Source organism: Methylocystis sp. (assembly GCF_021731785.1).
Lineage (GTDB): Bacteria > Pseudomonadota > Alphaproteobacteria > Rhizobiales > Beijerinckiaceae > Methylocystis.
Window position 1 is genome coordinate 1 of sequence record NZ_JAKFWS010000080.1, and the last position, 11150, is coordinate 11150.

Annotated in this window: 9 protein-coding genes and 5 pseudogenes; 9 read left to right on the forward strand and 5 right to left on the reverse strand. The window is 57.4% G+C overall.

The annotated features are described in order from the left end of the window. A pseudogene (locus tag QZ964_RS13540) lies at positions 1–1016 on the reverse strand (SbmA/BacA-like family transporter); the annotation flags it as partial. A gap of 217 nt (positions 1017–1233) precedes the next feature. Here QZ964_RS13540 and QZ964_RS21540 point away from each other — a divergent pair. The 3 genes and pseudogenes from QZ964_RS21540 to QZ964_RS13550 all read left to right on the forward strand — a co-directional run. Then, positions 1234–1380, forward strand: a pseudogene (locus tag QZ964_RS21540) (winged helix-turn-helix domain-containing protein); the annotation flags it as partial. A gap of 219 nt (positions 1381–1599) precedes the next feature. Beyond that, the gene (locus QZ964_RS13545) at positions 1600–2778 is read left to right on the forward strand and encodes a site-specific integrase (RefSeq protein ID WP_292532181.1); all 1179 of its coding nucleotides are present in this window, start codon (positions 1600–1602) and stop codon (positions 2776–2778) included. Between the two features lie 419 nt (positions 2779–3197). Then, positions 3198–4010, forward strand: a complete 813-nt coding sequence (locus QZ964_RS13550) for a hypothetical protein (protein WP_292532182.1) — start codon at positions 3198–3200, stop codon at positions 4008–4010. A 66-nt stretch (positions 4011–4076) separates the two neighbouring features. Here QZ964_RS13550 and QZ964_RS13555 read toward each other — a convergent pair whose 3' ends face one another. Beyond that, complete coding sequence (locus QZ964_RS13555; protein WP_292532183.1) at positions 4077–4694, reverse strand: hypothetical protein; 618 nt, start codon at positions 4692–4694, stop codon at positions 4077–4079. Positions 4695–5040: 346 nt separating this feature from the next. On the opposite strand from QZ964_RS13555, the gene QZ964_RS13560 reads away from it, so the two are divergent. From QZ964_RS13560 to QZ964_RS13570, 3 genes are all read left to right on the forward strand, one after another. Then, positions 5041–6048 carry a hypothetical protein gene (locus QZ964_RS13560; RefSeq protein WP_292532184.1) on the forward strand — a complete coding sequence of 336 codons (1008 nt, stop codon included), beginning with the start codon at positions 5041–5043 and terminating at the stop codon, positions 6046–6048. 224 nt (positions 6049–6272) lie between these two features. Then, a complete protein-coding gene (locus QZ964_RS13565; RefSeq protein ID WP_292532185.1) occupies positions 6273–6884 on the forward strand; it encodes a hypothetical protein in 612 nt (203 codons plus the stop codon). A gap of 149 nt (positions 6885–7033) precedes the next feature. After that, positions 7034–7567, forward strand: a complete 534-nt coding sequence (locus QZ964_RS13570) for a hypothetical protein (protein ID WP_292532186.1) — start codon at positions 7034–7036, stop codon at positions 7565–7567. 290 nt (positions 7568–7857) lie between these two features. On the opposite strand, the gene QZ964_RS13575 is transcribed toward QZ964_RS13570, so the two are convergent. Next, positions 7858–8565 (reverse strand): Crp/Fnr family transcriptional regulator, encoded by a 708-nt coding sequence (locus tag QZ964_RS13575; RefSeq protein ID WP_292532189.1) that lies wholly within the window; start codon positions 8563–8565, stop codon positions 7858–7860. 826 nt (positions 8566–9391) lie between these two features. Between QZ964_RS13575 and QZ964_RS13580 the strand changes: the two genes are divergently transcribed. Beyond that, a complete protein-coding gene (locus tag QZ964_RS13580) occupies positions 9392–9691 on the forward strand; it encodes a NepR family anti-sigma factor (RefSeq protein WP_292532187.1) in 300 nt (99 codons plus the stop codon). A gap of 332 nt (positions 9692–10023) precedes the next feature. Here the strand turns inward: QZ964_RS13580 and QZ964_RS13585 are convergent. Beyond that, a pseudogene (locus tag QZ964_RS13585) lies at positions 10024–10392 on the reverse strand (transposase); the annotation flags it as partial. Positions 10393–10394: 2 nt separating this feature from the next. Between QZ964_RS13585 and QZ964_RS13590 the strand changes: the two are divergent. Beyond that, positions 10395–10490: pseudogene (locus QZ964_RS13590) on the forward strand (transposase); the annotation flags it as partial. Here QZ964_RS13590 and QZ964_RS13595 read toward each other — a convergent pair. Beyond that, a pseudogene (locus tag QZ964_RS13595) lies at positions 10451–10588 on the reverse strand (IS5/IS1182 family transposase); the annotation flags it as partial. The pseudogenes QZ964_RS13590 and QZ964_RS13595 overlap by 40 nt on opposite strands. Before the next feature lie 287 nt (positions 10589–10875). On the opposite strand from QZ964_RS13595, the gene QZ964_RS13600 reads away from it, so the two are divergent. Next, positions 10876–11150 (forward strand): transposase (locus QZ964_RS13600; RefSeq protein WP_292532188.1); only part of this gene is annotated, 275 nt, incomplete at its 3' end.

The following is an 11150-nucleotide window of genomic DNA, read 5'->3' on the forward strand; positions in this document are numbered from 1 at the left end:
TTGAGGGAAAGCTGCACCTGCAAAAAGGCTGCGGCGGCCTGCATCAGATCTCCGAGCGTCAAATCGCCGGCAAGATATTTCGGCGCGCCGAGCAAGAGGGGGACCGCAGGCGCCAAAAGATTGTTTGCATGCGTTAAAAAAACAATCTTTGTCTGCCCCTGGATGACGAGTCCCCAGGTCTTTGCGAGCAGCAACAGAAATCTATCGAACGGATTCCCGCCCTTGGCGTCGATCTCGGGCAGCCGATTTGGAATGATCGGAACCCGCTTAACGACAGGGTGACGCAGATATTCGCCAATATCGCGATCTGTGTCCTCGTCGACTTCCACCATCGCTCTGGATTCGAACTCATGACGCGCGCGGGTCAGCGCATAGCGGAAGTTTCCCTCGGCGGCGGCCTTTTCCTCGACACTTGCCACGAGCGGTCGCCCCAGCGCCCACATTCCAAGCGAGGTGATGACCGAATAGAGGAAGACCGCGAGCACCAGATAGCCGGGGATGACGACGCCCATAAGCTCATATGATCCCCCGACCTGCCATAAAACGATGATGAAGGCGGCCGACACCAAAAAGATATTGATGACGCCGCCGGCGAGATCGACGAAAAGCTCGATCGCCAACCGACCATCATCGGCGATGCGAGCTTCAGGATTATCTATTGCGGGAGATATCGCACATGCTTGGCGAGACTCGTTCACCAGCCATTTCTCGATGAGCGAGGCTGTGAGCCAGAGTCGCCAGCTGACCTGAAGTCTCATGCGAAACTGAGTGGTCGCGATTGAGGCAAGACCGACGCCGCCGGCCAAGAGCGCGAGTCGCAGAATTCCATGAATCACTTCATCGACTTCATGCGTTTGAAGCGCGTCGAAAAAGCTCTTGCTCCAGCGAGTCACCGCCAGAGCCATGTAAGTGTTGACGACGAGGCAGATGAGAAATCCAACTGACAGAAACCACGCGGTACGTCGCGTTTGGCCTTTCCAATAGCCGACAGCAAGCCATATGAACCGCTGGATCACGCCATTCCCTTTGAGCTGGATTTTGGAATATCGACTGAACTGGCGCGCATTTTCGGTGCGCGCGCGAGTGAAAGAGACGCCACTCCGTCACTTTGTATCTGGTCTCGGCGCAGCAGGAAATGCGCGCGGCGTGCCGCGCCCGGCGCTATGGTCTCAGACCGGCTAACCAGATTGGCGCGAGGTCCGCTTTTGGCGCCGAGCGGCTTCAGAACACGGCCGCGTCAGCATCGGTGAGATCGCCAAAGCGACCGGGCTCAGCCGCAGCACGCTCAAGGAGCATTTTCGGCAACTGGTCGAGAAGGGCTATCAAGCAGGGCGGGGGACGATCGACGCGCTATGTGCTGACGTGGCCAATTTCAATTGAAGCGGGTCCGTCCATGTCCGATCCCGCAGCGAAATTCCATGTAGTGGCGGAGGGGGCGTCCGCCACACATGGATTCCAGGAAGGTTCAGGTTCGTCTCACAAGCATCTGCTTTGATTGCGTTTGCAGATATTTCGCCGTCCAGTCAAGATTGTTGCCGTCCTATTAAAGCCGGAATAGGATGTGGGTAAAAATGTGGGTCGTCTGGATTGGGCGGAGGCATGCCGAAACGAGGGAGGCATCCAGAAAAGGCGCTGACTGCTTTCAAGGTTCGATCTTTGAAGGAACCGGGCCGATACGCCGATGGAAATGGCCTTTATCTAGTCGTAGATCCATCGGGCGCAAAGAGATGGATGTTGAGAACGGTCGTGCAGGGTCGGCGGCGCGACATTGGGCTCGGCGGGATCAGCCTCGTTTCGCTGGCCGAAGCGCGAGAAAAGGCGCTCAGCTACCGAAAACGCGCTCGTGAAGGCGGCGATCCACTTGCCGAAAGGCGGCGGGTGGAGGCAAAAGCGCCTACGTTCAGCGAGGCTGCCCGGCGGGTCTTTGATGAGCATCTGCCGAGCTGGAAGAACTCAAAACATGCAGCACAGTGGATGAACACGCTGCGGCAATACGCCTTACCCTTGATCGGCGATATGCCGGTCGACGAGATCGATAGTCCCCACGTCCTGCGCGTCCTTTCTCCGATCTGGCTATTGAAGCCAGAAACGGCGCGCCGTGTTCGACAGCGGATTGGCACGGTATTGAGCTGGGCGAAGGCGGCGGGATATCGAGCCGGCGACAACCCCGTCGAAGGAGTCGGCAAGGGGTTGCCTAAGCAACGCGACCGGAATGAGCATCATTCCGCGATGCCTTTCGCAGAGGTTCCCACCTTCATCGCGCGACTGCGGGGCGATTCCGAGCAAGGGGAAATTACACGCCTGGCGCTCGAGTTCCTGATCCTCACCGCAACGCGCACAGGTGAGGTGCTTGGCGCAAAATGGCAGGAGTTCGACGAACTCGGGCAAGTCTGGACGATACCGGACTATCGAATGAAGGCCGCGAGAACCCATCGAGTGCCACTAAGTAGCCGGTGCCTCGAAATTCTTGAGCGAGCCAAGCTGCTCAGCGCAGGAAGCAAGTTCATTTTTCCAGGTCGAACGAATACTCGTCCGATGTCCAACATGGTCTTCCTTATGACTCTGCGGAGAATGGATGTGCCGTTTACCGCTCACGGCTTCCGGTCCTCTTTTCGGGACTGGGCGGCCGAATGCACCAGCTACTCGCAAGAAATATGTGAAATGGCTCTCGCCCATACAGTTAGCAACAAGGTGGAGGCGGCTTATCGTCGGGGCGACTTGTTCGACAGGCGTCGGGCGCTCATGGAAGAGTGGGCGAGCTATCTGACTGGGCGCTAGCCGGCGCTATGCGAGAGCCGTAGCAAAGTATGAAGACATGCGGCGCGCGCTTGTCATGATCACCTTTGGGCGCTATATTGTCTAGCATCGACAATGTCGATTCTGAATCTTGAAGAGCGCCTACAGAACCTTTCCTCGCTCTCACGAAAATCGTGACGAAATGCGACGCTGGTGGAAACGCCGGCGCAGGAGAGGTATTCTGCGATGGAAAACTATGACGATGGCCTGCCCGAGTCGGGGCTGGTGCGTGAACGCGAAATTCGGCGTCCCCACGGGCCGCTTCCAATAAGCCGTTCGCAATTTTGGCAAATGGTCAAGGACGGGCGGCTGACGCCCGTCAAAATCTCGCCGCGCGTGACGTGCTTCTGGGTTCAAGACGTTCGCGCGTTAATGCGCCCTCGCAACGAGGGAGGCGCGTCATGACGGGCGAGCCTTCCCCCTTGGCGGACGACGCAGCTAATTTCGGCAGAACCGCTCCAATTTCGCTTCAAGCGAAATTGGGCTCCACGAGCAATCCCCCAACACCTGTCAAAAAGAGAGTGATGGCGTTGATCGCGCCGCAAATAAATGCAGCGTCAGAAAGGGATGTCGAAGCGGAAATCGTATGCCTCCATAACTGTTTCCAGGCGGCGTGTGAAACCAAACGAGTCATCATGCGTCGGGTGATCGGGAAGGGGTGTGCAGTAGCGGCTTACTTAGAGTCAAATGAGAGCGCTTGGAGGGCGTTTTGTGACGATGAAATCTGGAGCGCAAGAAAAAGCAAGCCGAATCCTGCTAAGCCAGATAAGGCGCTGCGATACGTGCTGCTTCGGATAGCTGGCCTGAATGCGCCAAAGGTAGCCAGCAAGTGGTTCAAGGCTGTTCAGCCACTTGTTGCGCGGGGGGTCGACCCGACAGAGATGCCGGCAGCAATCGAGGATGGCGGCGGAATTGAAAGGCTGGCGCGAGCACAAGCGAAAAGGAAGAAATCCATAATTACACAGGGTGGTCTAACGAAGAATCCTGCGAGGGCGGCGGCCAAAATGGCCCGGAGTGGGGAAGTTGAGCGCGGCCTTGTAGGGAAGAAGCCAGCGTTCGTGAATATCTGCGCAAGCATGGAGGAAAACGGCGCAAGCATTTTGGGACTCCCGATGGATTCGTACGCGAGTCTGACGGTCCAGCTGCGAGGACGCGAGGGGCCTGAGTTGGAGATCGCGATCCTGGATGCGAGGCAAATAGATTATCCCGAATAAGCTATTCAGAGAATGCAGCGCCGACGAAAAATAGCCGGCGCTGCATTCGTCCATATGTTTCCCCATCTAACTGGGACGGGAAACCTCCGTTAACGCGCGCGGCAAAACGACGATCTCATCGTTTGTTGCACGGCCGCTCTTGAGCGCTTTCAGCGTGTAGTCAGTTGCCTTGCCTGACGTCTTGGTGATGGGTTCGGCGTCGATCAGCACGAGTGGAAAAGGCGCTCGCACGTATAGGGTGGCGTATTCTTCGAAATGCTCATTCAAGGGCTCTTTCAGGCGTGATTTCGGCGGCATCAAACATATCCCCTGTATATGCCGTCCGTCGTTGATGCAAAAATCCCCCACTGGTTGCTTGTCGTTTTTTCGGACAGGGTAATCGGGGGAGGCGATCCATATTGGAAGTTTGCCAACGCTCCGCCGCGATGTTGGGTTCCTCACCACCCTGGTCAAGAACGTCGCGAAAACGCGCTCGACGTCTTTCTCCATTTCATGAGCTACCTGTTGGCGCGGGCCTCCAATCTCTCTGAACTGAAATGTGAGCAAATAGGGGGTCCAACCCCTGCTGACATGTTTTTCGACGAAGCCGCACCAACTCTCGACGAGCTGCTGCTTTTTCGAAGATGACATCCAGTCGGTTGTGTTTTGGCGTCTGTCGGTTCGATTTGCTGTGCTATGTGTCATGTGTTTCTCTTTCATGTTTTGTTATTCAGGGTCGGTATGACGACCAATCAGGCATGGGCTCATGCAGGCACAGGTGCTCAATCGTTTAGGCATAGAGGCTCAACTGCCGGTTCGGTTTTTCACGATCCTGCATTGAAGCTCCTATGGGGTAGCGCCAACTCGCTTGGCACATCCAAAGCGGCCGGGCGGCTACACTTACTAATTCGTTTTACGGGGCGGCTTCCGCGCCGCGCGGGCGTCGCGGGTTGCGCGCTTATAACGTCGGTTTTTTCAATTCGGCGTCTGAGTTGACACTCGCTATTTTCGACGCGCTACCACTGCGAACACTTCGTTCGCGAGGATCGAGATGCGCGACAATCCTCTTGCTTGGGATTACGTGATTTGTGTCACGCGGCCGGCGCTGTTGCTTGCGCCTCAAAACTATCTCGCTGAAGTAACCGCGCGACTCTCTGAAGCGAAAATCCAAGATGCGGTGAGCGGGCACGAAACGGGGCCGATCTTCGACTGGCTGATGGCCTCGATCTCATTGCAGGGTATCAGCGATGCCATCGCGCTCGACTATGACGCGCGTCACGGCGGAGTCCGATACGTCGACATCGAGTCAGCGTTGCGAGCGCCGCCGATTTGCGACCAGCTGCGGTGCTACTGGCGTTTTGAGGCTTGTCGATATCGAAAGGGCGAAAGGACATGCTCCGAACCAGGTCTTCAGCCATTCTGTCCTTTGCCGAAACATCCGCTTCGGAAAGGCTTGCTGAACGTTGCCGCCTACAGCCTGTTTCTATTTATCCGTGACGTTTGCGGCGGCGATTTCGTCGGTTGGATCGATTCTCGATTGGAAGCGGCCGATATCGGCGTGGGGGCGCTCGGACGAGAACAACGGATGCAAGCGGCATTGATCGAACCGCTCGGTCATATCGCCGGCGTCGGCCCAAAGCTCTGGAACATGATGTTGGCGGACCTGTTGCTCGCGGGCGATTCTCGACGAGAGCGGTGGGCGACGACCGGCGCGAGCATGATCGCCATCGACACGCTCGTTCATAATTTCCTGCATCGCACCGGCGCGCTCCGCCGGCTTGGGGCGGAGCATCTCTATGGAGCCGGATGTTACGCGCCTCATGGATGCGCGGCGATTGTCTCGAGCCTGGCTCATCGGATCGACGCTCGAGAGTTCAATCCGGCAAATCCAGCGATCTTTCCGCGTTTCGTCCAGCACGCGCTTTGGGGATTCTGCGCCGCCTGGGGTTGGAACATCTGCAACGGCAACCGCATCGACGACCGAGGCCGGTGCCAAAACCGCTATTGCCCGGCATATGAGGATTGTGACCGGGTGGCGCTGAAGGGCCCTCGTGGCTGAATTCCGCCCTTGGCGGCGACGAAGGTCGTAACCTTGATCTTGACAATAGGAATAAAATCCTTTATGGTCGTCGTCGGCGAGCATTTTCGCTTCGCTGAAGGTGATAGGAAAAGCCACGTGAGAACTCGATTAAAGCCGTCGCTTCGCCGGCCACCACGCGCACCATCGACTATCCAACCGACACGGGGGCCTCTGGCCCCCTTCGTCTTTTCCGGAGGCCTGTCATGAGCGCCAAGCCAAAGCACGTCGCCCAGCATGACGCCACGCCTGTGCTGATCGTCATGGGGCTCGACGACACGCGCAAACCGCACGCCTCGACTTTCGACGAAGAAAGCGCCGAACTGGCCACGAAGGCGGCGGGGCTGATGGGCATGAGGGTTGTGCCGCTAGATACGGCCGAGCTTCAGGCGCTTGCGGCCAAGCTACCCCGGGGGCGGGTGTTCGCCAGCGGGCGGGCTTTCGTTCCTTTTGTGCGGGCGGGGCTGTATCAATCAATCGCCGCCGCCGCTGGGTTGCCCGCCAAGGGGCTACCCGCCAAGGGCCCCAAGCTGGCCTGTACGGCCTCGGCAGGCTCGCCTGAGGGCCAAGGCGGCGCTGGGGCCGGCAGCGGCGGGGGTCGTATAGCTCAGGTAAAGCTGCCTGGGGGCTGGGGTGACATCGGCGTCGGCAGCGTCGTGCTCGCCACGACCGGCCCCGACCAAGGTTGGTATGAGGCAGAAGTGGTCGAAATTCTCGACGACGTGATGAAGCTTAGATGGTGCAGTTGGCCTGACGACCCGGTCATCGCGCGCCGGTTTTCTCAGGTCGGCCTGCTGCCGCCAACGGCAAGCTTCTGAAGTCAAGCTTGGCGGCGGCCCCCAGGCCGCCGTCGTATTGGTTTGGTTCGACAATTCAATCCTCGATAGAGGGCGCGGCATCGGAGGCGATCAGATCGTCTTCGCGACGCATGAACAGAAGGTCCTACGTTCATTGTTGCGATGGAACCATGACAATCGCCGAACCTGTTTTCTTTGATTGCGAGGCTTCCGATCTAGAGGGCTATCCAATCGAAATCGGCTGGGCGTTTACCGATCCCGAAACCGGCGGCGTCATATCCGAAAGCCATCTCATTCGGCCGCCAGCGGAGTGGCCGGTCAAAGACAGCTGGGATCGCGCCGCCGAAAGATTGCATGGAATCAGTTTTGAGCAATTGTGCCGCGGCGGTCGCCCGGTCTGGGAGGTCGCCCAGCGTATGAACCTCGTGCTGCAAGGGCGGGAACTCTTCTCCGACGCACCGCATGACGAAGCTTGGCTCCGTCTTCTGTTTGACGCCGCAGGCTTCGATGCGACTTTCACGGTTCGCAGGACCGACGCTAGAATTCTGATTTCGCAAGCCGCCGCCGATAGCGGATTGGATGAAGCCTCATATGCGCGGGTGAGAGCTCAAGCGACCGAATTGGCCCCGCGCCGTCACCGCGCCGAAGCCGATGCGCGTCACTTGGTCGTTCTCTGGAATATCGTCACTCGGAAAGAATTTTAGCGCTCTCGCCCAAGCGGCGACGCAATGGGGATTCCCAAGGAAAAATTTCAGAAATCAAAGTGGAGCGGTATTTTATCCACGGTTGTGCCCTTAGGTAGGAATGACCGAGTCTCGTTACGACTTGCCCTTCGTCAACGGCTCCTTCGCGCCAGATGCGGACGTTTAGCCCTTCGCAAGAGCAAGCCATTTCTGAAAAGCGCCCCATTGTCGCACTGGCGGGGAACGCTAACAAGACGAGCGTGTGAATTGACAGAACCAAACGCTCATCATGCGCTGTGCGATAACACGTCTCATTCGAAATCTTGGTCTAAATCGGCCGCTTTCGAACTGTGAACGGCGTGCGGTCCGTCGTGAAGCACGACGCCCAGCAGCGAGCTATGCACCCTAAGCGTTCCATTATAATCGATGAGACCCAATTTCCGGAATTTGTTCATGAAGAAACTGACTCGAGATCGAGTCGTGCCAATCATCTCAGCGAGAGTTTCGTGACTGACGTTCGTCACCACCGGCTCCGGCGCATCTTCCTTACCGAAATTGGCGAGAAGAAGAAGGAGCCGGGCGAGTCGTTTTTCGCTAGAGTTGAAAAGCTGATCGATGAGGTCCGCTTCCATTCGACTGTTGCGCGCCAGCAAATAGGCCAAGAAGCGTTCTGTGAAATCAGGCTGATCATGGAGGACGCGGATCACCGTTGCCTTATCCAAACGAGAGATCGAGGAGGCGACCATCGCAATTGCGGTTGAGATGCGCCGTGGTTGCCCAGTCAGGCATCCTTCCCCAAAGAAATCGCCGGCGCCAAGGATCGCCACTACTGCTTCCTTGCCGTGCCTGGACACCGTGGTGATCTTGATTTTACCCTTCTGAATATAAAACAGCGCATCCGCCGGGGCGCCTTGCGAAAAGACAGCCTGACCCTTGCTTGGACTGATGACGCTGATTCCCTCGCTCACGGTAACGAGGAACGCGTCCACGTCGAAGACGCCATTGGAACTAGTGGCCATCATGGTCCCTCTATAGTTGGGTCACGTGTCGCTAGCGTCCTGATCAAGTTCAACTTTTTTTCGAGTGTGAGCAATTTTGCACAGATATCGAGTCTTCGGCCCGCATACGCTGTAAGTTGGCCTCAGAATTTTGAGGTCAACACCAGAAGATACCTCAAGCCTCGCACAAAAGTGGGGCGATGAGCGAAAGCAGTCTTGATGGGCTGCTCAGGAAAAACGGAACGCGCAGCGTCGCAAGCTATCGGTCCCGGTAAATCCCCCCGCGCTCCTGCCGGGACCGATCAGTTTCTTCTCATACTCAACGCTTTTATCTCTGCGCGGTTCAACATCAGCTGCAGCTTTAGGCGGCGATGAAAAGATGAACGAACGGAGGTTGATCATGAGCCATATCGTAAGCATCAAGCAAAGGGGCGTAAGCTTCGCATATTCTCGTGGAAGCGGCTCTGAGGCCGTCGCTCTGGCTTTGAGACTTATCCATGGAGGCGAGGGCAACGTTTCAATCATATCGCCGCGAGGAGTGGTTTACGCGCCTGCCGACTTTCATCTGCTCTCTGTCTCGGATGGCCAGGCGAGCGAGAAACTGGTCCGACGGGTTAATGACGCAACAGGAAAAGCTTTCGCGTCGTCAGGGAAACATCCTGAACTACGCCCTCGATAATTATCCGGGGCTTTTGTCGGCGATCCTGACGAAAGGCGCCGGTGCCAATGGAACGCAAACGCACATGATGACCGAGCTCGCTGAAATCTCGATAACGTCGAGATTCGCGAGTTGATGCGATTCAAGCCGATGCGATTCAATTGGAAAAGATGCGGAGTTGACCAGGCAATGAAGCGGGCAAACGGCGCAAACGGCCAAATGACGCCGGCGGTCGCCCCGAACTCGCGATGCGAAGGCATCGCGGCCGCCCGCGCCGCTCTGCACGAAAAAGGTAGTGGAGAACGTGCAATGCAATGCGAAAAGCCCCCTGACTGGAGAGGCGTGCCTCCATCTCTTGATTTTGCCGACAGTCTCAGGAAGCTTGGTGAGCAACTGCAACTGAAATATTCGCAGGTGTTAGCCGAACCTATGCCTGATGAGTTTCATTCTTTGTTGAAGGAGTTACACCGAAAGACCGGTCGAGGTTAGGCCCGGACTCATATAGCTGACGGCTGCGATGCAGAACACCGCGAAGGCGTTGGCTGTCCTTTGGTGGTATCAGGTTGCAACGCGCATGGAGCCCCTTACGCGGAATGACATGCGCTTGTCGGTAAAGGCGGATCGAAGGTCTGCTTAGGGTCTTGGTTGTGTGAAAACACGTTTGCGGTAAGCACGACGGCATCCGCCATAGCGGTCGCACGCTGGGGCGATCATTTTCGCGGAGTTTGGATATTTTCGAGTGGGTGGCACCCCCTGGGGTTTTCTCGGGCCATTCCAAGGCTCTTCTGGGCCGCGCGGAGAGCCACTCGAGGAGGCCGCGACTATCGCTGTATTGCCGCCATCAGCGGCCTGACCCCCATGATATTCAAGACGCGCGTGAGATTGTAGGCGAGGACGTGCAACGCCATCTCGCTGGCGACGTTCGGCAGCCGCTTCATCAGGAAGTGGGTTACGCCCATGCGAGCCTTGATCGTGCCGAAGGGGTGCTCAACCGTCTCTCGCCGCGTCCGCATGGCATCGGGATTTGTGTCGAGCCGTCTTTGGACTTCCTCAACGACATGTTCATGCTCCCACCGGGTGATCCGGCGTTCCTTGGATGGCGTGCATTGGCTCTTTATCGAGCAGGCCCGGCAGGCCGCCGTGGACCAGTAACGGCGCAACGTCATCCCGTTCTCCACATTGGTGTAATGATATCCGCCGCTTTCTCATGCACGTGCTGCCAAGCGGATTCCATCGCATCCGCCATTACGGCACTGCCGCCTCCAGCGCTGCCCGGAACATCTCAAAATCGACCAGCGCCTTCACGCGCTCAAGATCGTCGCCCTTCGCCGACAGCTCCGCCAGCCGTTCGTCGACATCAAAAAATCCGGGCGTTCCCTTCGCCATGGCCGCGATCCCCTTGCGACATGACCAAGTGAATCAACTCAACGCCGATTTGGCCAGAGGCTTTTGGAGGCGTCCAGATTTTTCCGGCCACCACGCCAAGAAGACACTACAAGTCGCATAAGGCCAATTATGGAACTATACGGGAAGGTCCACTCTTGGCACTAGCCCATCTTATTCAGCGAGGCGGTAATTTTGGGCTGGCGGATGTGGCGTAAGGCTTTGATTTAGCGTATGGATTAGTTGCTTACGCTGATCCCTCGCGCCATCGCATCACAGCCACACCCGCCATGATTGAAGATAGCCTTCCGCCGTTTTCGTTTCCAGCCGTTGGCCGTAAGAAGATCGCCGCCGCATTCGACGGCGGACGCATCACCTCGGACGCCGGCGTGATGTTGCTGGGGCAAGCCGAGCGCCGGCTGGGACTGGCGGACAAATTCGCCGCCGTCATCGCCGATCCGCGCAATCCATTGCTGATCACCCATTCGCTGGACAGCATCTTTCGCGCGCGCATTCTCGCCATCGCCTGCGGCTATGAGGACGCGGACGACCTCGATCATCTGCG

Coding starts and splice junctions, on each gene's coding strand:
- QZ964_RS13560 (WP_292532184.1), top strand. CDS start 5,041: ATGCGCGACAATCCTCTTGCTTGGGATTACGTGATTTGTGTCACGCGG.
- QZ964_RS13545 (WP_292532181.1), top strand. CDS start 1,600: ATGCCGAAACGAGGGAGGCATCCAGAAAAGGCGCTGACTGCTTTCAAG.
- QZ964_RS13570 (WP_292532186.1), top strand. CDS start 7,034: ATGACAATCGCCGAACCTGTTTTCTTTGATTGCGAGGCTTCCGATCTA.
- QZ964_RS13550 (WP_292532182.1), top strand. CDS start 3,198: ATGACGGGCGAGCCTTCCCCCTTGGCGGACGACGCAGCTAATTTCGGC.
- QZ964_RS13565 (WP_292532185.1), top strand. CDS start 6,273: ATGAGCGCCAAGCCAAAGCACGTCGCCCAGCATGACGCCACGCCTGTG.
- QZ964_RS13575 (WP_292532189.1), bottom strand. CDS start 8,565: ATGGCCACTAGTTCCAATGGCGTCTTCGACGTGGACGCGTTCCTCGTT.
- QZ964_RS13555 (WP_292532183.1), bottom strand. CDS start 4,694: ATGACACATAGCACAGCAAATCGAACCGACAGACGCCAAAACACAACC.
- QZ964_RS13580 (WP_292532187.1), top strand. CDS start 9,392: ATGAAGCGGGCAAACGGCGCAAACGGCCAAATGACGCCGGCGGTCGCC.